Here is a 23512-nt window from a genome sequence, read left to right on the forward strand (position 1 = left end):
CTCGAGCTTAACCATTTAAAGTTTCGAGATTCAGTCCTCTGAATTTTCAGAAGATTCGTTGGACTGGTTTTCTTGACCCTCCGGCTTCTCCGAAGAACGGGTGCGACGGCGTTCACGTGGGCGGCGCTCACGGCGCTCTCCACGATCTGCGCGGTCTCCACCACGATCAGAACGTTCACGGTTTCCGCGACGCTCCTTGTTCTCCTCTTCGGCAGCCTTTTCAGCAGCGAGCTGCTCTTCTGTCAAGACTGCGTGAAGCGAAAGCTTTCCGCGCTGATCGATCTCTGCGAGCTCAACTTCAACCTTGTCTCCAACGTTAAGAACATCTTCAACGTTCTCTACACGCTTTCCACCGATAAGGCGACGAATCTGCGAAATATGGAGCAAGCCATCCTTGCCTGGAGACAAGGAAATGAATGCACCGAAAGTTGCGGTCTTAACGACGGTTCCAACGAAGCGTTCGCCAACCTCAGGCATCTGTGGGTTTGCGATCGAGTTGATCGTCTGGCGGGCAGCTTCGGCTGCCGTCCCGTTGGTAGCTCCGATAAAGACTGTGCCGTCGTCCTCGATGGTGATGTCAGCACCGGTGTCTTCTTGGATCTGGTTGATCATTTTACCTTTAGGTCCAATAACTTCACCGATCTTATCTACTGGGATTTTCACAGTGATGATACGTGGTGCAGTTTCAGCCATTTCTTCAACTTCAGGAATTGCTTCCTCGATGAGATCGAGGATTGCGAAGCGGGCATCACGTGCTTGGGAAAGCGCCGCAGCAAGAACCTGAGCAGGAATTCCATCGAGCTTGGTATCGAGCTGAAGAGCGGTAACAAATTCGCGGGTGCCTGCAACCTTAAAGTCCATATCGCCGAGTGCATCTTCTGCGCCGAGGATATCGGTCAAAGCTACATAACGCTGTTCACCCTCGATTTCACCTGAAATCAGACCCATTGCAATACCTGCAACTGGAGCCTTAAGAGGAACACCTGCGTTAAGCAAAGAGATCGTCGATGCACAGACGGAGCCCATCGAAGTTGAACCGTTTGAACCGAGTGCTTCGGACACTTGACGGATTGCGTACGGGAATTCATCACGTGCTGGGAGAACTGGAACCAAAGCACGCTCAGCGAGCATGCCGTGTCCAATTTCGCGACGCTTAGGTGAACCAACTCGACCAACTTCACCAGTTGAGTATGGTGGGAAGTTGTAGTGATGGATGTAGCGCTTGGTGGTGACCGGTGAAAGGTTATCGAGCTGCTGTTCCATCTTGAGCATATTCAAGGTGGTGACACCCATAATCTGGGTTTCACCACGCTGGAAAAGTGCCGAGCCGTGAACGCGCGGAAGCACACTTGCTTCAGCAGTGATGGTACGGATCTCAACTGGGGTACGTCCGTCCATACGGATGCCTTCGGTAAGGACGCGGTTACGCATTTCCTTCTTCCAATGTGCGTTAACTGCCAAAGCCAACGGCTGTTCACGCTCTGGGAATCGCTCAATGAGCTCTTCAACGATAGCTTCAGTCACATCGTTGAGCTTATCGTCACGCTCGTGTTTGTCGACGATGCCGTGTAAAGGAGCGAAACGGTCACCGATCTGTGCACCAACTGCCTCGAATTCTTCATCTTCGTAAGCTGGGAAAAGCGGGTACTCTTGGGTTTCCTTCGCTGCCTGCTCAGCAAGTTCGCTCTGTGCTTCACAAAGAACACGAATGAATTTCTTAGCAGCTTCAAGACCTTCAGCAACAACTTCTTCAGTTGGAACGGTTCCGCCCTTGGCAATGTTAGCAACAGCGTTTTCTCCGCCTTCAGCTTCAACCATCATGATTGCAATGTCATCTTCAACAATTCGACCTGCAACGACCATGGTAAATGTTGCCTTTGGCTCCTCCGAGTAGCGTGGGAATGCAACCCACTGCCCATCAATGAGCGAGATACGTACACCACCAATAGGACCAGAGAACGGCAAGCCAGAGAGCTGGGTAGACATCGATGCGGCGTTAATTGCTACAACGTCATAAGCATCGTCTGGATGAATAGCGAGAACCGTAGCAACAACCTGAACCTCGTTACGCAATCCCTTCACGAAGGCTGGGCGTAGCGGACGGTCGATAAGACGAGCTGCCAAAATTGCTTCTGTTCCTGGGCGTCCTTCACGGCGGAAGAACGATCCTGGGATACGACCCGCTGCGTAAGAACGCTCTTCAACATCAACCGTCAGCGGGAAGAAATCGAAGTGTTCCTTAGGCTGGGATGAAACTGCAGTTGCAGAAAGAACAACGGTTTCGTCGTCGAGGTATGCCAAAGCACAACCAGCAGCTTGGCGAGCAAGCAGACCGGTTTCGAAACGGATTTTACGGGTGCCGAACTTGCCATTATCGATGGTTGCTTCGGCGAATTTGACGTCAGGACCCTCCATGGGACCTCCTCTTTGATTTGCCTTGCCTGATACGGCCGTCGATTATCATGCTCGGTTCAACTTTGAACCGCCCACCACAACCGAAGACCGGATCCGAAGGCGAAGGACTTCTTCTTGTTTGTATTATTCAGTTTTTAGACTATCGGCCCGGACCTCACAGCCCGGGCCGATGTAACGTCAGCGGCGAAGGCCAAGACGTGAGATTAGGGAGCGGTAACGCTCGATATCTTCAGCAGCAAGATAAGCGAGAAGACGCTTACGCTTACCAATGAGAAGCATCAAACCACGACGTGAGTGGTGATCATGCTTGTGCGTACGGAAGTGTTCCGTTAGCTCCTTGATGCGAGCGGACAGAAGCGCAACCTGAACTTCAGGGGAACCAGTGTCGCCCTCATGTGTTGCGTATTCCTTGATGATTTCATCTTTGATCTCTTTAGAGAGAGCCATACGATTCTCCTTCTTTCTCGTTGCACGGAGCCCAGGGCATATTCTCCTGAGCGATGACACTCCATGGCCGATCTAACGGCTCTGTAAGCCTATCATGCCGTTCAAGCCAAAGCAGCATTTACCGTCGTGACTTCGCGCTCACCGCGGCAAATGCAAGTTAATTCCAGCTGTTACTGATTTAGGGTCAACTCGCTTCGCAACTGGAACACCCAAGATCTCTGCGCTCCGGCGCAAATCTTCATCCATCTGGTGAAGAAGCGAGTCGACGGAATCGAACTTCACCATCGGACGCAACCATTCAATGAAATCAACAGCGATTTCTTCTCCGTACAAGTCTAGGTCACTTCGACCCAAGACGTGAGCCTCAACTGTTCGCTGTTTTCCATCAAATTGCGGATTATCCCCCACCGAAATTGCTGCCGGAAGGTAAACATTAGCGTCAGTTCCAGGAACCTTCTGCACCAGCCATCCAGCGTAAACACCTTCAACAGGCACCTCACCAAGGTTATTACCCGTCAGATTTGCAGTTGGGAACCCAAGTTCTCTGCCTCGTTTGAAACCATGCTGAACGATCCCTCGGATGCGATGCGGCCGTCCGAGAACATGTGCTGCCCCACCAACGTCACCTTTAGAGAGTAATTCCCTAACCCATGTTGAAGACCAGCGACGACCGTCATCGTCACACAGATCATCTATCAAGTAAACGTCTAAGCCTAGGCGCGTTCCCTCGTGAAGAAGGAAGACGCCGTCGCCACTGTTGTGCTGACCAAACCGAACGTCTTCACCCACGACGACGCTGCCCGCATGGAGCTCATCAATCAACTGGTGTTGAATGAAATCGTTAGGCGAAAGCTCAGCGTAGCTTAGATCGTAGTGTTGGACATAGACAGCGTCAATACCAGCAGATTCCAAACGTTGGATACGATCTTCTAACGAAGAAACCAGGTTCAGCTTTTCGTCGGGATTATGGACGAGACGCGGATGAGGATCGAACGTAAGCGCAATCGCGTAACTGTGTTTTTCTTGAGCAACAGCTACCGTTTTGGCAAGAATCGCGTGATGACCTCGATGAACACCATCAAAGATCCCAATTGTTACTACCGTATTGGCTAGGTCACTTGGCACATCACTGGGATGTTTCCAAATCTCCATTTACTTACCACGAAGTCCTAGCTGAGTACGACCCCCAGAAATATCTTGGGGAGCATTTTTAGGAGTTGCTTCGGTCACTACGCCAGGACGTTTGCCACGGCCACCGCAACCACAGTTTCCGCCACCACAACCACCGTGTCCACGTGAATGCCCGTGTCCGTGGCCTCCGTGACCATGACTACCACACCCGCAACCATTCTTGACTTCTTGAGTATTTTCCATAGCTTCTATCTTAAAGCGCGAACCAGACTAATTCTTGCTGAACGTCCCAGTGCCTTAGTTTTAGTGCCAGAATACAGTTTTCGAGCACTGGTAGAATAATTTCGCTGGCAAGATATTGATGAAAAATCAATCCCCATGGCACACAAGGTGAAACAAATCGAGAGGAAAATGCGATGACCTATCCACATGGATTAGCCTCATGGCTTGGAATTACCTGGGAAGGCGTGCTCGCCGTGGCCCTCTCCACGATGTGCATCTATCTTATATTCCTAGTCGTTACTAGAATTTTGGGGCAACGATTACTCGCAGGTCTGACCACATTCGATACCCTTATGGTGCTCCTATTCGGCGCGATTATTGCCCGAACAGCCCTCGGCCCAATACCGACGTTAGCCAGCGGAATTATCGCTTTCTTTACCCTCTTGTTCCTTCATCACACCGTGGGAAGCCTGGCGAACTATCAACGTGGTGATCACTTTATCAACAGCCCCGCCGTCGTCCTCATGGCAGGCGAGCGAATCCTTGAACAAAATATGAAGAAAACCCACACCACACATTCGGAGCTTTTCTCCCAGTTGCGCGAACGAGGGGTTCATTCATCAAGTCTAGTTGCCGCCGTTATCCTCGAACCTTCGGGACGCCTGTCTATTCTCACCCGTGAACATCTAATTGATTCGGACCTACTGGTTAATGTACGTGATGCAGAACAAATTCCGTATACATTTATCCGGCAAGTCGATGCCACAAAACCACGCTAAAAATAACAGAGTCCGCCCTAGCCGTTTGCCTACGAAATACCTATAGCAAGATCGAGCCGATGAGCTTAGTGAGTAGATCAGCCGTCTCGCGAAGAAAAGACGACGACGGGACGCGTTTTCTTTCCACGTTTTTCCCCGATCGCAACTAGCTCGTCATCACAAACAAGGGCAACTGGATATGACTGTTCAGGTATTTCGATAAATTGGCCAAAACTAATTGCAGTTTTTTGGTCTTTTGAGATACTTGCAGTCGCCATTACCAATCCAGCAGCTTGTGCAAGTGGAATAACTGGTATTTCACCTTTATCGTTCAAGATATCGTTGAGTTGTGCAACGCTATAAGCATTAGCCACATCAAAATCTCCGACCTTAATTCGCCGAAGCATTCGTATATGGGCCGGCATACCGAGCGTTGCACCAAAATCCCTAGCTAACGCTCGAATATATGTTCCCGCTGAACAAGTCACTTCTGCATCAATTTCGATGGTTGGAAAATCATTGCCACCAACTGAAATGACTGGACCGGCTCTGAGCTCTGAAAGGAAGTCAAAGCGGTCGATACAAATGCGACGAGCGGGAATTATAAACTCTTCTCCATCACGCACCCGTTCATAAGCACGTTTACCGTCGATTTTAATCGCCGAAACTAGTGACGGCACTTGATCGATTTCTCCAAGAAGCGATTCACGCGCCTGGCGCAGACGGCTGTAGATCTCCGCATTATCTCCTGTATCGGCTTGGGATTCACCAACCCGGAAACGTTGGATGACCTTAAAGAAATCAGGGCAGACATCTTCCTTAGCGGGAAAGATAGGTTCTCCTTCGGCGTCTTCCGTAGTGGTAGAAACACCTAGACAAATCGTCGTCCGATATGTCTTGTTACAACCCATCAGGTAGTTAAGAAGCCTAGTAGCTTTGCCAACCCCGATTGTCAAGAGGCCAGTTGCCATAGGGTCTAAGGTACCTGCGTGTCCCACCTTTCGAGTTCCAGCAAGACGACGCACTGCGCCAACCACATCGTGAGAGGTTACACCTTGATCTTTGTCAATCACGATAATTCCATCCGGGGCGGTGTGCTCGGCACGTGGCAGATCTCCCCACGGCATGTGCCGACGGGGACGACCACCCTCAGACTTCGTCTGTTTCTTCGACATCCTCTTCCACTTCTTCATCAAGAACGCGAGGCTTGCGGTACGGGTCTTCGCCAGCAACCGGCGTAGCTGACTCGGCAAGCTTGCGAACTTGCTCGTCATGGAACTTCGCAGCTACTAGAGCATCTTCAATTGAGCGAGCGGTTTCTGGAAGCGCGTCAAGAACAAATTCAATGCTCGGAGTCAACCGTAACCCGAGTTGTCCACCAACGGTTGAGCGAATCATTCCCTTTGCCGATTCCAAAGCCGACGCAGATTGACGCCTATCTTCTTCAGATCCGTAGACTGTGTAAAAAACCGTTGCATGCTGGAGATCTCCGCTCACGCGTACGTCGGTAATGGTAACCATGCCCAAACGAGGATCTTTGAGTTTTGAGTCGATCATGCGAGCCACGATCTGCTTAATTTGATCAGCTACTCGAGCTGCACGTGGATTAGCCATTGCTAACTCCCCTTATTTTCTGATCTATTCACTTTTATGTGTTCATATTTATGAACAGTGGGGTGCCCAGCATTCAATTTTGGACACCCCACTAAATCACGAGATGGATTTAGTCGCGAGGCTTTTCGCGCATCTCCCAAGTCTCGATCTTGTCACCTTCGCGGATATCCTTGTGACCGAGGGTGATACCACACTCGTAGCCTTCACGAACTTCAGTTACGTCATCCTTTTCACGACGCAAAGAAATAATTTCAAGATCTGGAGCGATAACTGCACCGTCACGAACCAAGCGTGCCTTGGTGTGACGTTTGATGGTACCGCTTCTGACGATAGAACCAGCAATGTTTCCAAACTTGCCCGACTTAAATACCTGACGGATCTCAGCAGTTCCAAGTTCAACTTCTTCGTAAATCGGCTTAAGTTTGCCTTTGAGTGCATCTTCAACATCGTTAATCGCGTCGTAGATGACGGAGTAGAATTTCATCTCTACACCTTCACGGTCAGCAAGATCCGACACGCGTTCGGCTGGGCGAACGTTGTATCCGATGATGACAGCGTTATCAACCGTTGCAAGATCGACGTCCGATTGTGTAATTGCACCTACACCACGGTGGATCACGTTGAGCTGGACTTCATCCCCACCAACTTCGATGTCAAGCAATGAAGATTCAAGTGCTTCAACCGAGCCAGAAGAGTCACCCTTGATGATGAGGTTGAGGTTTTCAACCTTGCCTTCTTCAATAGCAGCTGTGAGATCTTCAAGCGAAATACGCTTGCGACGCTTAGCCAAGGTAGCAGCTCGCTTCGCAGCTTCACGGCGTTCGGCGATTTGACGTGCGGTTCTGTCGTCGTCGGCAACGATAAGCTGGTCACCAGCTCCTGGAACCGAAGTTAGTCCGAGAACCTGAACCGGACGTGACGGTCCGGCTGCTTCTACACGCGCACCATGTTCATCAATCATTGCACGAACACGACCATAGGCAGTGCCAACCACGATGGAATCTCCGATTCGGAGAGTTCCATCCTGGATAAGCGCGGTAATGACGGATCCACGACCCTGATCGAGCTTTGCTTCAATGGCTACACCACGTGCTGGCTTTTCAGCATTTGCCGAAGGAGCAACCAAGATATCAGAAGTCGCAACGATCGTCTCAAGTAATTCACCGATATTAGTACGCTGCTTAGCTGAGATATCAACGAAGGCAACATCTCCACCATATTCTTCCGCAACCAAGCCATATTCGGTAAGCTGAGCACGAACCTTTGCAGGGTTTGCTCCGTCAACGTCGATCTTGTTGACCGCAACCACGATAGGCACATTAGCAGCCTTTACGTGGTTGATTGCTTCAACCGTCTGTGGCATGACGCCGTCGTTAGCAGCAACAACCAAAACAGCAACGTCGGTGACGTCTGCACCACGGGCACGCATTTGGGTGAATGCTTCGTGGCCTGGCGTATCGATGAACGTGATACGACGTTCGACGCCGTCGATCTCCACACGCGTCTGGTAAGCGCCAATATTCTGGGTGATTCCGCCGGCTTCGCCTTCTACAACATCCGCGTTACGGATAGCGTCCAGCAACTTGGTTTTACCGTGATCAACGTGACCCATAACAGTAACAACTGGTGGACGAGGAGTGCGATCTTCCTCGGACTCTCCAGCACGCTCAGCATCGATATCGATGTCAAAGGCTTCAAGAATCTCACGATCTTCGTCCTCGGCGCTCATAATCTTGATGTCATAGCCGAGTTCGGAGCCAAGAAGCTGGAAAGTATCTTCGTCCAACGACTGGTTCGCAGTAGCCATTTCTCCCATACGGAACAAAACAGTTACCAGCGCAGCTGGGTCTGCACCAATCTTTTCAGCGAAGTCAGCAAGCGATGCACCGGCACGTACACGGACGACGGTAGAGCCGTCACCACGTGGCACCTGCACACCTGCGAGCATCGGAGACTGCTGCTCTTCGAATTCATTACGCTTCGAGCGACGCGACTTACGGTTTCCGCCACCTTGACGTCCGAATGCACCAGCGGTTGAGCCACCACGGGCTTTTCCACCTGAACGGGTAAAACCGCCACCACGAGCTGGACCATTTTGACCACCACGGAAGCCGCCCTGGCCACCGCGACCACCACGACCACCACGGTTTTCGGTTGGTGGCTGGATCTGATCCGGCATCATATTTGGCGATGGACGTGGCCCCGAACGTGATGGACGAGCCGAATCGTTCTTACGTGGACCACCGGTATTACCACCGCGGTTATCGCGGTTGTTTGGACGAGCCTCGCCAGCGCCTTCACCGCGACGGTTCATGCCCTGCTGGTTCGAGAATGGTGAATTGCCTGGACGAGGACCACGGCCCTGACCCTGCCCTTGACCGTTACGGCCCATTCCTTGGCGAGAAGAGAAAGGCGAGTTACCTGGACGAGGCATCCCCTTTCGAGCACCGCGAGCCTGTGGGCGTGGTGGCGCGGATTCGCGAGCAGCTTCAGCACTGCGATGAGCTTCACCGGGCGTTGCCATCGAACGCTGTGGGCGTGGTGGCTTAGGCGACGCTGAAGCTGACTTTGCGGCAGGCTTTGCACTTGGTTTTTGCGAGTGCTCAGCGGACGGAGCTGAAGTGCGAGCTGCTGGCTTCACGCCCGGTTTAGCGGAAGTAACCTTCTTAGGCGCGGCTTCCTTTTGGATGTCCTGCTGCTCTTTATCAGCGGACTTAGCTTCCGTGGGAGCAGGGGTAGAGTTCTTAGCTGCACTCGGTTTTGCAGCAGGCTTTTTTGTAGCATCGGTTTTGGGAGCTGACTGCTCTTTTGCAGTCGAAGGAAGCTCCTCAGGATGCTTTTCGAAATATTCACGTGCACGACGCACGACAGGCGCTTCAATTGTTGAAGACGCGGATTTTACGAATTCGCCGTTCTCTTTAAGGGTTTCCAAAAGCTTCTTACTTGGAATCCCTAACTCTTTGGCGAGTTCATGGACGCGGACCTTGGCCACAGTTCTCCTTCGGTTTGGTCCGCGCTCAGTGGCGTCAGACCATTGTTAGTTGGCAGCTCATCGCTGGGTACTCATCGGGTGCCCATCGGCTTTCTACCCGCTTTCATTGTTAGTTGAAATCTGACTGTCAAATGCATCCGTTAATTCGGAGATGTCGAAAGGTAACGAAGTTCGGAAAGCCACCGAAAAAGCTCGACGCTTTCTTGCTTGTGCAAAGCAACGTGGATTTTTATGGATCCACGCACCTCGCCCTAACGTTGCCGAATGCGGTTCAATTCTGATCCTCATACGTAAATCAGTTTCGACCGCTTTCAAACGAAGCATTTGGGAACGTACATCTTTATTCTTGCACCCGATACATGTTCGTGAGGGCTCCTGGGCTACTGCCGAGGCTTGCGTTCCCAGAACCGGCATAGAGGACAAGTTTTTAGACATACATATATAAGACTACCTGATAAGTGGGTCATTTCCTGCACACAACGAGTCATCACAAAGGGTGAATACGCTCACTACCTACAGAAAACCAACACTGGGCAGTTACCACCGGCAAAGATGCGAAACACCGTGCCTATGCGCGTGGGTCTTCAGATTCCTTCCGGATATCGATGGACCACGCGGTTAATTTCGCAGCGAGGCGAACGTTCTGTGCTTCTTTTCCAATTGCCAATGACGCTTGATCGTCGGGAACAATTGCTAATGCTTGGCGCATATCTTTGTTGAGAATATCCACGCGTAGCACCTTCGCTGGCGAAAGTGCAGCCGCAATGAAGGCTGCCGGGTCGTCATCGTATTCTACAACGTCGATCTTCTCACCGTTCAATTCCTGAGTGACGGCGCGCACTCGTTGAGCGTTGTGCCCAATCGCGGCGCCCTTGGCGGCAACGTTTGGATCAGAAGACCATACCGCAACCTTTGAGCGATGCCCAGCTTCACGAGCAAGCGCAACGATTTCGACCGTACCCTTGGCGATTTCAGGTACTTCAGTTTCGAACAGTTGACGAACGAAGTCAGGGTGGGACCTCGAAAGGCGAATCGATGCACCGCGCGGACCCACAGAAATATCCAAGATCAAGGCGCGAATTAGATCGCCGTGACGATAATGCTCTGATGGTACCTGCTCTTCAGCACGAAGAATTCCGCGGTTCTCGCCAAGCTCCACGAAAAGGTCTCGAGATTCACCACTGCCTGCGTTTCCTTCGACAACACCCGAAATGATTTGACCTTGCTTTCCTTGGAAGCTACCAAGTACACGGGCGCTTTCCGCATCACGAAGACGCTGAGCGATGATTGAACGAGCCGTAGCGGTGGCGATGCGTCCAAAGTCATTAGGAGTATCGTCAAACTCACCGATCACTTGATTGTTTTCGTCAACTTCAGGGGCGAAAACAGAAACCTTGCCGGTGGTGCGATTGAGTTCAACACGTGATCCACGCACTGCACCCGGAACACGCTGGTAAGCATGAAGAAGCGCATCCTCAATGGCTTCGATCAATACACCCAAGTCGATGCCGAGTTCGGATTCAACAATCCGAAGCTCATTCATTGAAATATCCATTATCGGTCCTCTTCCTCAGCTTCAAATTTCTTAAGTTCTACCACAACGCGAGCCTTGGCAACGTCGTTGAGGGACAGTGTACATTCATCACCATCCACTAATTGTTTGTTCTTCTTTATCTGAGGAACAACATGCAGGTCCACACCATTAAATTCGACCAGACGTCCAGTCATTTCTTTGCCGTCAGCCTTCACCATGTGGATCAATCGCCCCACAGCACGTGAATAGTGGCGAGGCTCAACCAAAGCCCTATCCGCACCAGGGGTGGAAACTTCCAAGCTGTATTCAGTTGAAATAGGGTCGGTTTCATCGAGCTTGCTTGAGATTTCGCGAGATACATCCGTCAACAGGGCAGAATCGATTCCTCCGGGTCCCGACTCTAGATCGACGACGACGCGAACCACAGTGTGCTTACCCGCATGCACTACCTTCACATCTTCCAAGAAAAGATCGAAGCTAGCCACCACGGGTTCAAGTAGTTGAACGAGCGCTGCCGTCAAGGTGCTATTTTTTTCTGCCATAGTCTTAGATTACCGTTGTATTGCCCAAGTGTCACAGCTGGAGGACTGAAAATCGCGGATATGATTAATATATTCACAAACCAGCGAAGCCAATAACGAAAGAAATATATGAACTCCAGCAATACATCTAGGAAATCAGTATTTATTTCGAGACTAAAATTTGGCGCGAGTTTGCTCGTTGCACTCGCGCTTTTCGCTCTGGGAATGATTGCTATGGAGACGCGAATGGAGAATGCCACACCTTCACTCCCCTCCCCCTCGCATTCAGAATCTAACCGCCAAGATTTAGCGATTCTCACTCAGCGTCTGATTAATACATCCCAAGCAGATCCAAATCTTGTATCTCTTGGCAAGGTCGGGGAAGAATGGGAAAAACAACTAGGTGGAATTTGGATCCCGTGGCCAGCTAAGGCACCAGCGGACCAGAGCAACCCTAAAATCGATGTTTCTGCATTTCCTGCCGATCCTGCATCACTGGGGAAAGAGTTAGAGAAATATTCTTCCTCTATTCGAAAGATCAGCGAATCTCCTGAACAATCGCAACTCTCAACTTCAATAAGCGCAAGCGCACTCATTATTGGTGCAAAAATCTCCCCACAGTCGGTTAGCATTGCTCTTCCACAGTCTTCAAAGATTACTTCCTTGATGACCCAAGACGTGCTCAAACGCCTTGAGGAATTCCGCCAGTGGCTTGAGATGGCAACTAGCCAAAAGCCACGTGATCAGCGCGGAAAAGATCTTGAAATAATTGCCTTTTTAGATCGCGTTATTTCGGATTCAATTCATGCTGGAACGCCACTCACCAGCGCTCCACTTGCCAAACTTCCTTCAACAGACGTCAAACTCGCTGATTTGATTTCCCGTGAACTCATTAGCGTTTCAGGGAAAGCCGATGAGGAGCAACGGGCTGCTCTTGCACAGACGGTTGCTTTTGTTTATCTGACTCTCTCACCGGATACACCGGCCACCCCCGGGTATCAACCTTAATAAACAATCGAAAATATGCCTGTGGGGATGGCTGAGTTTTTCAACCATCCCCACAGATCAGTTTTACAAGGCTAAGACCGCACACTTTACGTGTGATTCGCTAAATTCTTAGCTAGCCATAACATTCTTGAGCTCGGAATACACCTCTGCCAATTCAACTTCCTTTGATTCACCACTACGGCGATCACGGATTTCGACTCGTCCGTCTTTGAATCCACGCCCAATGACAACGGCATAAGGAATACCGATTAGCTCATAATCAGCGAATTTGACGCCAGCGGACACCTTCGGGCGATCGTCGTAGATAACTTCTAGACCGTCATCACTCAAAGTTTGTGCAATCGTCTGCGCTGCGTTAAAAAGGTCATCACCTTTACCTGTCGCGATGACCTGCACCTGCGCAGGAGCCAAGTTTGCTGGCCACATCATACCGCGTTCATCGTGGTTGATTTCTACTAGGGAAGCTAACACACGTGAAACTCCAATTCCGTAGGATCCCATGGTCACTACTTCCGTCTTTCCGTTTTGGTCCAGCACCTTGAGATCAAGTGCTTGTGCGTACTTGCGTCCCAGTTGGAAAATATGACCAATTTCGATGCCACGCTCGATCGACAGTTCACCCGAACCATCTGGAGCCAAGTCACCTGTGCGTACTTCAACTGCTTCAATAAATCCATCAGCTTCGAAATCGCGCCCATAGACCGAATAGAAAACGTGCTTCTCTACTTCGTTTCCACCTGTAATCCAAGCTGAGCCACGTGCGACGTGAGGATCGAGCAGGTAGCGCACTGAACCGCTAAGCGTACCGTCGTCGAGCACAACACGTTCAGTCGAATTTGGGCCCATGACGGCTGGTCCAATATAACCTGGAACGAGTTCAGGATGCTTCTTCAGATCCTCCGGAGTAGCGATCTCAATTTCAGCCGGTGCCATATTTGCTTCGACGCGTTTGAGGTCAACTTCGCGATCTCCAGGAACACCAACGACGAAAACTTCGCGAGTTCCGTCTGGATGAGTTGCAACCAAGACAACGTTCTTCAGCGTATCGGACGCATCCCAAGAACGATCCGTACGTGGAACGAGGCTATTGGCTACGTCAACGAGTGCCTCGATCGTCGTCGCAACTGGAGTCGGGTGCAATACCTGTTCTGGCGTAGCAGAGAAGTCAACATCTTCAAGTGGTGGCGTGGTGACCGCTTCGGTGTTGGCTGCGTAGCCACCCGGCGACGAGACGAAGGTATCTTCACCGATACCACATGGGAAAAGGAATTCTTCAGAACGTGAACCACCCATGGCACCGGAAGTCGCCGAACAGATCACGAAGGGAAGACCAAGTCGGTTAAAAACCTTTTGATAAGCAACACGCATCGACTCATATGAACGGTTCAAACCTTCATCATTGAGGTCAAAGGAGTAAGCATCCTTCATCAAAAATTCGCGCGTACGAATAATTCCCGCACGTGGTCGCGCTTCATCACGGTACTTGGTTTGAATCTGGTAAAGAGTTACCGGCAGGTCTTTATATGACGAGTACATGTCTTTGACCGTAAGCGTAAACATCTCTTCATGGGTTGGAGCAAGGAGATAGTCGTTGTCGCGACGGTCGCGCAAACGGAATAAGTTTGGTCCGTACTCTTCCCATCGATTGGTTGCTTCGTATGGTTCACGTGGCAACAACGCAGGTAGAAGCACCTCTTGTGCACCAGCAGCGTCCATTTCTTGACGAACTACTTCTTCGACTTTACGAAGAACCTTCAACCCAAGGGGGAGCCACGTGTAAATACCTGGAGAAACACGGCGGACATAGCCGGCGCGAACTAATAACTTATGGGAATCAACTTCCGCATCTGCAGGATCTTCACGCAGGGTGCGGACAAAGAGTTCAGACATTTTTAACACAGTAACAGTTTACAGTCCTTGACCTAAACAAGTGAAGTTCACGGTCAAACCGGCACCTCGGTACCGTGTTTAAAGCAAAACGGTTGCAAACTCTCCTACTTGAACAAAACCAGCTTTGTCATAGACACGAACCGCAGCATGGTTGAAATCATTAACATAAAGCGACACTGTAGGAGCAATATTTTTTACGATGAATTTTGAAACGTCGTAGATTAAACCAGATGCAATTCCTTGTCCACGAAGATCTGGAGCCGTCCACACCCCTTGGATTTGAGCATGCCCATTAACCAGCACTCCGATATCCGCTTTGAACTCAACGCGCTCAACGCCGTATGGGTCTTTCCCCGTTTGGATGAACGTTCGCCCCTCGGCAAGGAGCTGTCGAACACGTTTGGCATAGCCATCACCGTAAATTGTTGGGTCATACCCTACTTCCTCGACAAACATCGCCACAGAAGCAGGAAACACAATATCAAAATCGTTGAGGGTCCCTCGTCTAACGCCGACGACGGCTCCTAGTCTTTCTTCACCATCACCATGCAAGTTCATCTCAGTTTTGTGCGGCGCGCCAACTAGTGTTGATCTACCCGGCTTAATATCCGCCGCAAACCGAGAATTCCTATATGGTTCAAAAACCATCGACAACTGATGCGGGCGAATATCGCGAGGGTGAGGAAAACGCCAGTTAATACGACTCCACAAACCCATCACCTGGTCTGCTGGACCAACCAAAGAGCTTGCAAATATAGTTTCATGCCCTAGATAATCTCCGAGCAACTCAAGCCCGTCGTCGTCGAAACCCCAAGGCGCTAGGTTTGCCCCGTGGAAACATAGCGCACGGATCTCACCGTCGTCGTCAAACAATGCGAGGAAGTGTGAGCCACGAAATGATTGTTTATCTACCAGTGCCGCACGAAGAAAAACTGATCCGACGACGTCACGCTCAAGCAGATAAGCCGCCGGCCTGACAAGGTGTCGCGGCAGGCGGCCAATCCGAGCTTGTTTCGAACCGCGAATAAATCGCATCAGCTCTGCTAAACAATCACTTCCGGGTGCGAATCGGCATCGGATTCCAACCCAAGTTCTTCGGCAACCGCACGCGCACGGGCAATAAGCGTGGGCACAATATCTTCTTCAGCGACGGTGTCAACAACTTTACCTCGAACGAAAATCTGTCCCTTACCGTTACCGGATGCTACGCCTAGGTCTGCCTCGCGAGCTTCGCCCGGACCATTCACAACGCATCCCATCACGGCTACACGCAGAGGGAATTTAACATCCTTCAGACCTTCAGTCACCTTGTTTGCCAGCTCGTAAACGTTGACTTGGGCACGGCCACACGACGGGCATGACACGATTTCAAGTTGCTTGGGGCGAAGGTTAAGCGAACGTAAAATCTGTTCACCAACCTTTACTTCCTCAACAGGAGGTGCAGAAAGCGAAACTCGGATAGTATCGCCGATTCCCTGTGCCAAGAGCGCACCAAATGCTACCGAGGACTTAATCGTTCCTTGGAATTCTGGTCCAGCCTCGGTAACGCCAAGGTGAAGTGGCCAATCTCCAGCTTCGGAAAGAAGTTGGTAAGCACGGACCATCACAACAGGATCGTGATGCTTCACCGAGATGGCAAAGTCATAAAAACCTGCGTCTTCGAAAAGCCGAGCTTCCGAAATTGCTGATTCAACTAGAGCTTCCGGCGTAGCTTTCCCATACTTTTTCAAGAGTCGCGGATCGAGTGATCCAGCATTGATACCAATTCGCATCGCGGTGCCATTTGCGCGGGCGGCAGCTGCGATCTCTGGAATCTTGTCGTCGAACTTCTTGATATTTCCGGGATTGACTCGAACACCACAACCTGCATCAATCGCTGCAAAAACGTAGCGTGGCTGGAAGTGAATATCGGCTATTACAGGAATATTAGACTGCTGGGTAATGATTGGAAGCGCGTCTGCATCTTTATCAGTCGGGCAAGCAACGCGAACGATATCGCAGCCTGCTGCTGTCAGCTCCGCGATCTGCTGCAATGTAGCCCCGATATCGTGCGTCTTCGTCGTCGTCATAGATTGGACGCTCACAGGTGCTCCCCCACCAACTAAGACATCTCCCACTTTAATTTGGCGAGTCTGTTTGCGCGGAGCAATGAGCATGGGTTCTTCCGCCACAGAGGGCATCCCCAAAGAAATCGGATTATTCACAGACACTATTATTCCACCTCTTTAGATATTCCTCAGCCCAATGCGATCTGCCGTGTCGATCATCTGGTTTGAAGTTTCAATCATCGTTTATAAAATTTTGCGATCACAAAATCGGGTTAACAATATCGGCAACGACTAGTAACAAGGTCATACCGATAAAAAACACGATTACGGCATTGCTCAAAGGTAAAAGCCGAGCAGTATCAAATGCACCCGGGTCAGGTTTGCCAGTTCGTCGTGCCCGACTGCGGCGAATCCCCTCAATCAATGCACCCAGAATATGACCGCCATCAAGTGGAAGCAGTGGGATGAGGTTAAAGATGAAGAGCGACATATTCAGCGAGCCCATCAGCAATAGCATATCCCCGGCCCGGTCAATGAAACTGTAGTTAGAAGATTCAGTCGAAGTGATCGAACCGGCAATATCAGCAATTCCTACAATTCCGACGACGCCGTTTGGGTTTCTTTCCGCACCATTAAATAAACCTTGGAGAGTGTTCCAAAGATGTACCGGTAAAGCAACAATGATCTTTGTGGTCTGCCAAGCAAGGTTCAGAGTTTGCGACGGGACTTCGGTAATTGAACGTCGTTCTTTAACCATTGTTGGAGATATACCAACGAAAGGCCGCTCCGTCTTGACAGAATCTGTTTTATCCGCCTGAGCATGTGTAGCTGATTTGAAGATTGGCTTAATTGAAAGTGTAAGCATTTGACCGTCGCGGTCTACCACTACCGGGTAGGATTTGGTGCCGCTGGTGCCGATAACTTTATAGAGTTCATCCCAATTTTCGATTGGTTTGTTATTCCATTTCATCACCCGATCTCCGGACTTTAAACCAGCTCGCAACGCTGGACTTTGTTGAGATTCAGGGCAACTTGAACTTCCGTCAATGCAGGTAGCCACATGTGCGAGGGTATTACTCGAAACTGGCGTACCAATTCCAACAAACACAATCGTTAAACAGATCATGGACAGAACAAAGTTAACAAACGGTCCACCGAACATCACCACCAACTTTTTTCGAGCTGGAAGCTTCCAAAATGCGTGATCCTCTTCCCCAAGTTCAAGCTCTAAAGCGGACTGTTGCCTTGCTTCTTCGGCGCTTGTCAACGAACCGTCTTTTTTCGTCGTCTTCGTACCAGGCTTTGCGGGTGCGAGCATCCCAGCTAAAGCAACGTAGCCACCCAAAAGAATTGCTTTGATGCCGTACTCGGTGCCGTTCACGGTGCGTGACCATAGCGTTGGTCCGAAACCGATGAAGTACTGCGGAACTTTGACCCCGAATTTCTTAGCGGGAATAAGGTGACCAAGCTCGTGCAAGCCAACAGTTACCAGCAGTCCAAAGATAAAAATTAAAATACCTAAAAGCACGTATTACCTCAGCGATTAATAATTTCGCGGGCTTTTTCGCGAGCCCACAGTTCAGTTGCTTCCACTACGCTAAGATCGATGTCTTCGCGTGACACACACTGATCGAGAACGTTTGCTACGACGTCGATAATGCCTAGGTACGGTAACCTGCCATCAAGAAAAGCAGCTACGCATTCTTCATTCGCAGCGTTCAACACAGCTGGGTGTAGAGCGGACTGAGCCACCGCATTGCGGGCAAGACCAATTGCTGGGAAGGTTTCATGATCAAGCGGCTCAAAGGTCCATGCAGTTGGTTGATCCCATGAACATGGAGTTGAAACTACCGGTAGACGCTCGGGCCAAGACAAACCCAACGCTATCGGAAGCTTCATATCTGGCGGTGATGCCTGCGCAATTGTTGATCCATCATGGAATTCCACCATAGAGTGAACGATCGACTGAGGATGAACCACGGGAATAATATCGTGCGGGTCAACGTCAAATAGATAAGCCGCCTCAATCAGTTCCAAAGCCTTATTCATCAAGGTAGATGAGTTAACTGTGACCACAGGACCCATCGACCACGTGGGGTGGTTTAACGCTTGTTCAGGAGTCACATTTCCAAGGTCAGAGCGATTCTTTCCGCGAAATGGACCACCTGACGCAGTAAGAATCAATCGGTGAACGTTAGACGTTCCATCGATATTCTCAGAGGTCAGCCCCTTATTGTGCACACCCGATCGCAGAGCCTGAGCTAGTGCTGAATGCTCAGAGTCAACTGGAACAATCTGCCCCGGACGCTGCATCGCTTGGGAAATCAGCCCACCACCAGCAACCAAAGATTCTTTATTTGCCAATGCAAGTGTTGCACCAGTTCTCAGGGCAGCGAGCGTAGGTTTGAGTCCAACTGATCCCGTAATTCCGTTAAGGACGACGCCGCCGCGTTCGCCACGCGAAGATAGCTCAGCCATCGCCTCCGTCCCCTCGACAACTTCCGGTGGACTTTTACGAGGTGTCAAGGATTCAAAAGCAGTAAGAAATGCCTGTTTAATACCAGATTTTGCGAGTGCAACGGTAGGAACATCAAATTCGTAAGCTTGCTGCGCCAACAGTTCTAGTTGCCGACCACCGGCACCAAGACCAGTTACTCGGTAAGAGCCAGGATGCTCTCTAATGACTTCTAGGGCTTGGGTGCCAATAGAACCTGTTGACCCCAAAATAATAACGTTCTTCATCGTGATTATTCAACTGCCATCAAAACTGAGACCACGCGGTCAAGATATACATCCACTACAGATTCATCGTAAGCTTTTTCGCCTCGAGCCGACCTAAAGTATTGCCGACGCACTTCTTTCGAACTGAGATTTGCTTGTCCGTCAAAATACCGTGCTACTTGCTCAAGGAATGCATCGACGTCTTCTTTCAAATAGCCACGCTTTTCTGCATCTGCAAACCGTTGCCCAGCTCGACGCTGCATACGGGGATAAAGGCTGGTTGCCGCAGTATACGTCTGTTCTAGCCAGGCTTGCTCACCTTTGGAATACATCACACTAGCTCGGCGCCTTTGAATGAAAGCAGCTTCGAGACGGTCAAGTGCAGCATCAACTTGGAAAGGCTTATATCCGTTCCGATTCCATGCGAAAGAGACTCCTCTTACAGTTGATTCGTCGATTACTTCGTTATCTTTAATCTGAGTTTGAGCCGAGAAATTTGCGTAGGCCTCTTTTGCAGCTCGAAGAAAATCGTCAACTTGCTTACAGTCGTAACCTGAGTGCAGGCGTCCAACTCGCTCAAAAGTATTGCTCATGACTCGTCTCCTTCATCGCTCAACGTTTGCTCATTAAGAATTTCTTGTAAGTTTTTCGGCGCTTTGCGGTGCTCTGCGATCCTCGCTTCGACCGCCTCCTGAGCTTTCGCAGCGCGCTTAGCTACATGCTCACGGTCCACCACTTCAGCTGCAAGCTGACCGCATGCGCCGTCGATATCTGAACCACGAGTGTCTCGAACCGTCGTCACAATTCCTGCTTCTAAAAGTGTATCAACGAAAGCTTTTTCCGCGGACTTCGTTGCCGCAGTCCAGATACTTCCTGGAGTCGGGTTGAGTGGAATTGGATTGACATGAACCCATCCTTTTCCGCGCGAATTCAACTCGTGTGCAAGTAATTCCGCACGCCACTGGTGATCGTTCATATCTTTGATCAAGGCGTACTCAATCGACACTCGCCTGCCCGTTTTGACGAAGTACCTACGAGCAGAATCGAGTAGCTCTTTAACTTTAAATCGTGAGTTGATCGGGATAAGGTCATCGCGCAAAGAATCATCGGGAGCGTGGAGCGAAACAGCAAGCGTAACTGGGAATCCTTCGCTGGCAAGTCGATCAATAGCCGGAACCATTCCCACCGTTGACACTGTAATATTTCGCGCAGACATTCCGAATCCACGTGGCGTAGGTTCAATCATTCTATGCAAGGCGCCAACAACTGCCTTGTAATTTGCTAATGGTTCGCCCATACCCATAAATACAACGTTCGAGATGCGTACAGGCTCACCGAGTGCACCCGACTCCGCAGCCACGATATTCATTCTAAGCTGCTCAATAATTTCTGCGGTAGAGAGATTTCTTTGTAAACCGGCCTGTCCCGTAGCACAAAACGGACACGCCATTCCGCATCCCGCTTGGGAAGATATGCACAGTGTAGCACGATCGGGGTACTTCATGAGCACCGACTCCACCACCGCGCCGTCAAATAGTTTCCACAGGGATTTAATCGTACGGCCACGGTCCGCAATTTGATCCTGAACCTTGGTGATCAGCGGTGGAAACATCTTCTCACAGAGTTCAACTCGCTGTTGAGCAGGAAGATCAGTCATATCATCTGGCTCAACGGTGCGCCTTTCAAAGTAATGCTTCGAAAGTTGATCCGCACGGAAAGCTGGGAATCCAAAATCTTCGACTACCGCTCGACGCGATTCACGATCTAAATCGGCAAGATGCTGAGGAGCTTTACCGAAGCGTTTTTCAGAAAAACTAAGAGACGGACGCGGACCTTTTTCAACCTTGGGAAGAACTTGTTTTTTCACACTACACCACTAAATTTAGACGATTCATGAAAGCTACAGGACTCCGAGTCCAACCGCAAAAAGAAAGTAAAATGTTGGTGCGCAGAACAACAATGAGTCTAGGCGGTCAAGCATGCCACCGTGACCTGGGAAAATCGAGCCCATGTCTTTGATTCCTAAGTCACGCTTAAGCATTGATTCTGCAAAATCACCTGCAGTGGCGATAACCGGAGTTAGACATCCGAAAGCGATAACCCATCCCCACGATAAGCCAACCGCAAGGCCTACGGTCAACCAAGAGATCACCATGGCAAGAGCCAAAGAGCCACCGAATCCCTCCCAAGATTTCTTTGGGGAGATCTTGGGTGCGATTGGGTGTTTTCCTAGCAAAATACCTGCTAGCCAGCCACCTGTGTCATTTGCCACTGGAAGCAAAATAAGCGAAACTATCGTTGCTTGGGCATACGGAAAATCAGCTAGTGCAATCGCGAAACTACCCGACAGACCGATCCATGCCAAAGCGAAGCTTCCTACGATTGCATCTTTAAGGTGGTTTTCTTCACCGGTACTTTGCCCCAAACCCCAAAGCATTGCAATTGAAGTAGCGAACAAAAAAACTAATAGACCGATCTCGATTCCAAAGAACCACGTGGTGAGCAGAGTTGCTAACTGCCCAATTGAAAGTGCAATCAGCGGAATCCTGATGTTTCTCGCAAGAAAAGCTCCGGTAATTTCCCACATCCCTATCGTTAAGAACACAATCACGAGTACTAGGAAGAACTCAAGGCGGAACACTAGGGAAAAAGCCACCAAACTCAACAGCACTACGGCTGTAGCTACCGCTGCTGGCAAGTTCCGACCAGCACGCGACTTAGATTCAATTGGTGGTTTTGGAGGATGCGGGGCAAGCTTCGACCACATAGTCGAAGCTTGCCCCGCATCCTGAAAACTACTCATCTCAATACCTTAATACTCGAAAAAGACTCACATCTCCATGAGTTCTTTTTCTTTTCCTTCAAGCATTGAGTCGATACGATCGACGTATTTCTTGGTCAAAACCTCGAGCTCTTTTTCTGCCCGCTCAACTTCGTCTTCTCCGGCTTCGCCGTCTTTCTTGATGCGGTCTAGAGCATCCTTTGCCTTGCGACGAACCGCACGAGCGGAAACTCGAGCTTCTTCAGCCTTGGTTTTAGCGAGCTTCACATAGTCACGGCGACGTTCTTCGGTAAGAACCGGCATGTTGATACGAAGGACCTGACCGTCATCAGTTGGGTTTAAACCTAGATCTGACTCGTTAATAGCACGCTCAATATCGCGCATCGAAGAACGGTCATAAGGGGAAATAATTACGGTACGTGCCTCTGGAATAGAAACGGTTGCAAGTTGCTGTAGCGGCGTTGGAGCTCCATAGTAATCAACCATGAGAGACGTAAAAAGCTCTGGGTTTGCACGGCCGGAACGGATCTTCGAAAAATCGTTTTGAGCGACTTCGACTACCTTTTCCATTTTCTCTTCTGCTTCAAGCATTGCGTCATCAATCATGAAAATTCCTTAATTCTGAAGGTCCTGGTTAGTTACAAGAGTACCGATTTTTTCACCACGAAGCGCACGCGTAACGTTGCCAGCGGTTCCCATGCCGAATACCCTCATTGTTAATCCGTTATCTTGGCAGAGCGAGAATGCTGCTGCGTCAACTACTCGCAGTCCTTCGCGCAGCGCTTCATCGTAGGTAACTGTATCAAGTTTAACAGCGTCAGGATTCGTACGTGGATCTGCGGTGTAGACCCCGTCCACCCCGTTCTTTCCCACTAGAAGTTCATCACAGCGCAACTCAAGTGCGCGCTGCGCCGAAACAGTGTCTGTAGAGAAGAATGGCATACCCGCACCGGCGCCGAAGATCACTACTCGCCCCTTTTCGAGGTGGCGAATTGCACGCAGTGGAATGTAGGCTTCCGCAACTTGCGCCATGGTAATTGCAGTTTGAACGCGAGTTGGAACGCCAGCTTTCTCAAGGAAATCTTGAAGGGCAACAGCGTTGATCACGGTTCCGAGCATTCCCATATAGTCCGCGCGAGCACGATCCATACCGTTTTCTTGAAGCTCTACTCCACGGAAAAAGTTTCCGCCTCCCACAACTACTCCAACTTGAACGCCATCATTCACAGCAGCTGCGATTTCTTGGCTGATTCGGGTGAGTACATCGGTATCGAGTCCAACTGCACCACCGCCAAATAGCTCTCCAGAAAGTTTCAATAAAACTCGACGCTGGTTATCTTTGTTCCAATCACCAGCAAAATGCTCCGACTGCATTCGCATTCCTTTCAGCAAAATGACTCGTCAAAAGTCTACCCTAGCATCAGTGCTA

The 23512-nt window shown here is 50.2% G+C and carries 22 protein-coding genes; 2 read left to right on the top strand and 20 right to left on the bottom strand.

The annotated features are described in order from the left end of the window. Positions 1-30: 30 nt before the first annotated feature. The 4 genes from EIH22_RS06730 to EIH22_RS08970 form a co-directional block, all read right to left on the bottom strand. Positions 31-2415 carry a polyribonucleotide nucleotidyltransferase gene (locus EIH22_RS06730; protein WP_124055030.1) on the bottom strand — a complete coding sequence of 795 codons (2385 nt, stop codon included), beginning with the start codon at positions 2413-2415 and terminating at the stop codon, positions 31-33. Between the two features lie 177 nt (positions 2416-2592). Continuing rightward, positions 2593-2862, bottom strand: coding sequence for a 30S ribosomal protein S15 (rpsO, locus tag EIH22_RS06735; protein ID WP_124055031.1), 270 nt, complete (start codon positions 2860-2862; stop codon positions 2593-2595). Positions 2863-3000: 138 nt separating this feature from the next. After that, complete coding sequence (locus tag EIH22_RS06740; protein ID WP_124055032.1) at positions 3001-4014, bottom strand: bifunctional riboflavin kinase/FAD synthetase; 1014 nt, start codon at positions 4012-4014, stop codon at positions 3001-3003. Then, positions 4015-4236: a hypothetical protein gene (locus tag EIH22_RS08970; RefSeq protein ID WP_200829203.1), complete on the bottom strand. Its 222-nt coding sequence runs from the start codon at positions 4234-4236 to the stop codon at positions 4015-4017. A 173-nt stretch (positions 4237-4409) separates the two neighbouring features. Here EIH22_RS08970 and EIH22_RS06750 point away from each other — a divergent pair, with 173 nt between their 5' ends. Then, on the top strand, positions 4410-4994 hold the full coding sequence (locus EIH22_RS06750; RefSeq protein ID WP_124055033.1) for a DUF421 domain-containing protein: 585 nt from the start codon (positions 4410-4412) through the stop codon (positions 4992-4994). A gap of 77 nt (positions 4995-5071) precedes the next feature. Here the strand turns inward: EIH22_RS06750 and EIH22_RS06755 are convergent, their stop codons facing one another. From EIH22_RS06755 to EIH22_RS06780, 6 genes are all read right to left on the bottom strand, one after another. Then, the gene (locus EIH22_RS06755) at positions 5072-6148 is read right to left on the bottom strand and encodes a tRNA pseudouridine synthase B (RefSeq protein WP_124055034.1); all 1077 of its coding nucleotides are present in this window, start codon (positions 6146-6148) and stop codon (positions 5072-5074) included. Next, positions 6123-6587 (bottom strand): 30S ribosome-binding factor RbfA, encoded by a 465-nt coding sequence (gene rbfA / locus EIH22_RS06760; protein ID WP_124055035.1) that lies wholly within the window; start codon positions 6585-6587, stop codon positions 6123-6125. Before rbfA ends, EIH22_RS06755 begins: the two co-directional genes overlap by 26 nt. A gap of 109 nt (positions 6588-6696) precedes the next feature. Then, positions 6697-9579, bottom strand: a complete 2883-nt coding sequence (gene infB / locus EIH22_RS06765; protein ID WP_124055036.1) for a translation initiation factor IF-2 — start codon at positions 9577-9579, stop codon at positions 6697-6699. A 93-nt stretch (positions 9580-9672) separates the two neighbouring features. Further along, complete coding sequence (locus EIH22_RS06770; protein ID WP_124055037.1) at positions 9673-10014, bottom strand: YlxR family protein; 342 nt, start codon at positions 10012-10014, stop codon at positions 9673-9675. A 133-nt stretch (positions 10015-10147) separates the two neighbouring features. Further along, positions 10148-11134: a transcription termination factor NusA gene (gene nusA, locus EIH22_RS06775; protein WP_124055038.1), complete on the bottom strand. Its 987-nt coding sequence runs from the start codon at positions 11132-11134 to the stop codon at positions 10148-10150. Beyond that, positions 11134-11655, bottom strand: coding sequence for a ribosome maturation factor RimP (locus EIH22_RS06780; RefSeq protein WP_124055039.1), 522 nt, complete (start codon positions 11653-11655; stop codon positions 11134-11136). Before EIH22_RS06780 ends, nusA begins: the two co-directional genes overlap by 1 nt. Positions 11656-11763: 108 nt before the next feature. On the opposite strand from EIH22_RS06780, the gene EIH22_RS06785 reads away from it, so the two are divergent. Next, positions 11764-12642 (top strand): hypothetical protein, encoded by an 879-nt coding sequence (locus EIH22_RS06785; protein WP_124055040.1) that lies wholly within the window; start codon positions 11764-11766, stop codon positions 12640-12642. Positions 12643-12750: 108 nt separating this feature from the next. Here the strand turns inward: EIH22_RS06785 and EIH22_RS06790 are convergent, their stop codons facing one another. The 10 genes from EIH22_RS06790 to pyrH all read right to left on the bottom strand — a co-directional run bounded on the left by EIH22_RS06790 (position 12751) and on the right by pyrH (position 23463). Continuing rightward, on the bottom strand, positions 12751-14532 hold the full coding sequence (locus EIH22_RS06790; protein ID WP_124055041.1) for a proline--tRNA ligase: 1782 nt from the start codon (positions 14530-14532) through the stop codon (positions 12751-12753). 78 nt (positions 14533-14610) lie between these two features. Further along, entirely contained in the window at positions 14611-15567 is a 957-nt protein-coding gene (locus tag EIH22_RS06795) for a GNAT family N-acetyltransferase (protein WP_235001804.1), read from the bottom strand. Between the two features lie 8 nt (positions 15568-15575). Next, positions 15576-16712, bottom strand: coding sequence for a flavodoxin-dependent (E)-4-hydroxy-3-methylbut-2-enyl-diphosphate synthase (gene ispG / locus EIH22_RS06800; protein ID WP_124055167.1), 1137 nt, complete (start codon positions 16710-16712; stop codon positions 15576-15578). 127 nt (positions 16713-16839) lie between these two features. Continuing rightward, the gene (locus tag EIH22_RS06805; protein ID WP_124055042.1) at positions 16840-18108 is read right to left on the bottom strand and encodes a M50 family metallopeptidase; all 1269 of its coding nucleotides are present in this window, start codon (positions 18106-18108) and stop codon (positions 16840-16842) included. A gap of 8 nt (positions 18109-18116) precedes the next feature. Continuing rightward, complete coding sequence (dxr, locus tag EIH22_RS06810) at positions 18117-19322, bottom strand: 1-deoxy-D-xylulose-5-phosphate reductoisomerase (protein ID WP_124055043.1); 1206 nt, start codon at positions 19320-19322, stop codon at positions 18117-18119. Positions 19323-19327: 5 nt separating this feature from the next. After that, positions 19328-19894, bottom strand: coding sequence for a DivIVA domain-containing protein (locus EIH22_RS06815; RefSeq protein WP_124055044.1), 567 nt, complete (start codon positions 19892-19894; stop codon positions 19328-19330). Next, complete coding sequence (gene rlmN, locus EIH22_RS06820; RefSeq protein WP_124055045.1) at positions 19891-21168, bottom strand: 23S rRNA (adenine(2503)-C(2))-methyltransferase RlmN; 1278 nt, start codon at positions 21166-21168, stop codon at positions 19891-19893. Before rlmN ends, EIH22_RS06815 begins: the two co-directional genes overlap by 4 nt. 33 nt (positions 21169-21201) lie before the next feature. Continuing rightward, on the bottom strand, positions 21202-22104 hold the full coding sequence (locus EIH22_RS06825) for a phosphatidate cytidylyltransferase (RefSeq protein ID WP_235001805.1): 903 nt from the start codon (positions 22102-22104) through the stop codon (positions 21202-21204). Positions 22105-22131: 27 nt separating this feature from the next. After that, complete coding sequence (frr, locus tag EIH22_RS06830) at positions 22132-22689, bottom strand: ribosome recycling factor (protein ID WP_124055046.1); 558 nt, start codon at positions 22687-22689, stop codon at positions 22132-22134. 9 nt (positions 22690-22698) lie between these two features. Next, positions 22699-23463, bottom strand: a complete 765-nt coding sequence (pyrH, locus tag EIH22_RS06835) for a UMP kinase (protein WP_235001806.1) — start codon at positions 23461-23463, stop codon at positions 22699-22701. Positions 23464-23512 lie beyond the last annotated feature (49 nt).

The sequence above is a fragment of the Arcanobacterium ihumii genome, assembly GCF_900604515.1.
GTDB lineage: Bacteria > Actinomycetota > Actinomycetes > Actinomycetales > Actinomycetaceae > Arcanobacterium_A > Arcanobacterium_A ihumii.

What these genes read in the sequence shown, in the direction of transcription:
- EIH22_RS06730 (WP_124055030.1), bottom strand. Translation starts at nt 2,415, where the DNA reads ATGGAGGGTCCTGACGTCAAATTCGCCGAAGCAACCATCGATAATGGC.
- rpsO (WP_124055031.1), bottom strand. Translation starts at nt 2,862, where the DNA reads ATGGCTCTCTCTAAAGAGATCAAAGATGAAATCATCAAGGAATACGCA.
- EIH22_RS06740 (WP_124055032.1), bottom strand. Translation starts at nt 4,014, where the DNA reads ATGGAGATTTGGAAACATCCCAGTGATGTGCCAAGTGACCTAGCCAAT.
- EIH22_RS08970 (WP_200829203.1), bottom strand. Translation starts at nt 4,236, where the DNA reads ATGGAAAATACTCAAGAAGTCAAGAATGGTTGCGGGTGTGGTAGTCAT.
- EIH22_RS06750 (WP_124055033.1), top strand. Translation starts at nt 4,410, where the DNA reads ATGACCTATCCACATGGATTAGCCTCATGGCTTGGAATTACCTGGGAA.
- EIH22_RS06755 (WP_124055034.1), bottom strand. Translation starts at nt 6,148, where the DNA reads ATGTCGAAGAAACAGACGAAGTCTGAGGGTGGTCGTCCCCGTCGGCAC.
- rbfA (WP_124055035.1), bottom strand. Translation starts at nt 6,587, where the DNA reads ATGGCTAATCCACGTGCAGCTCGAGTAGCTGATCAAATTAAGCAGATC.
- EIH22_RS06770 (WP_124055037.1), bottom strand. Translation starts at nt 10,014, where the DNA reads ATGTCTAAAAACTTGTCCTCTATGCCGGTTCTGGGAACGCAAGCCTCG.
- nusA (WP_124055038.1), bottom strand. Translation starts at nt 11,134, where the DNA reads ATGGATATTTCAATGAATGAGCTTCGGATTGTTGAATCCGAACTCGGC.
- EIH22_RS06780 (WP_124055039.1), bottom strand. Translation starts at nt 11,655, where the DNA reads ATGGCAGAAAAAAATAGCACCTTGACGGCAGCGCTCGTTCAACTACTT.
- EIH22_RS06785 (WP_124055040.1), top strand. Translation starts at nt 11,764, where the DNA reads ATGAACTCCAGCAATACATCTAGGAAATCAGTATTTATTTCGAGACTA.
- EIH22_RS06790 (WP_124055041.1), bottom strand. Translation starts at nt 14,532, where the DNA reads ATGTCTGAACTCTTTGTCCGCACCCTGCGTGAAGATCCTGCAGATGCG.
- EIH22_RS06795 (WP_235001804.1), bottom strand. Translation starts at nt 15,567, where the DNA reads ATGCGATTTATTCGCGGTTCGAAACAAGCTCGGATTGGCCGCCTGCCG.
- ispG (WP_124055167.1), bottom strand. Translation starts at nt 16,712, where the DNA reads ATGCCCTCTGTGGCGGAAGAACCCATGCTCATTGCTCCGCGCAAACAG.
- dxr (WP_124055043.1), bottom strand. Translation starts at nt 19,322, where the DNA reads ATGAAGAACGTTATTATTTTGGGGTCAACAGGTTCTATTGGCACCCAA.
- EIH22_RS06815 (WP_124055044.1), bottom strand. Translation starts at nt 19,894, where the DNA reads ATGAGCAATACTTTTGAGCGAGTTGGACGCCTGCACTCAGGTTACGAC.
- EIH22_RS06825 (WP_235001805.1), bottom strand. Translation starts at nt 22,104, where the DNA reads ATGAGTAGTTTTCAGGATGCGGGGCAAGCTTCGACTATGTGGTCGAAG.
- frr (WP_124055046.1), bottom strand. Translation starts at nt 22,689, where the DNA reads ATGATTGATGACGCAATGCTTGAAGCAGAAGAGAAAATGGAAAAGGTA.
- pyrH (WP_235001806.1), bottom strand. Translation starts at nt 23,463, where the DNA reads ATGCGAATGCAGTCGGAGCATTTTGCTGGTGATTGGAACAAAGATAAC.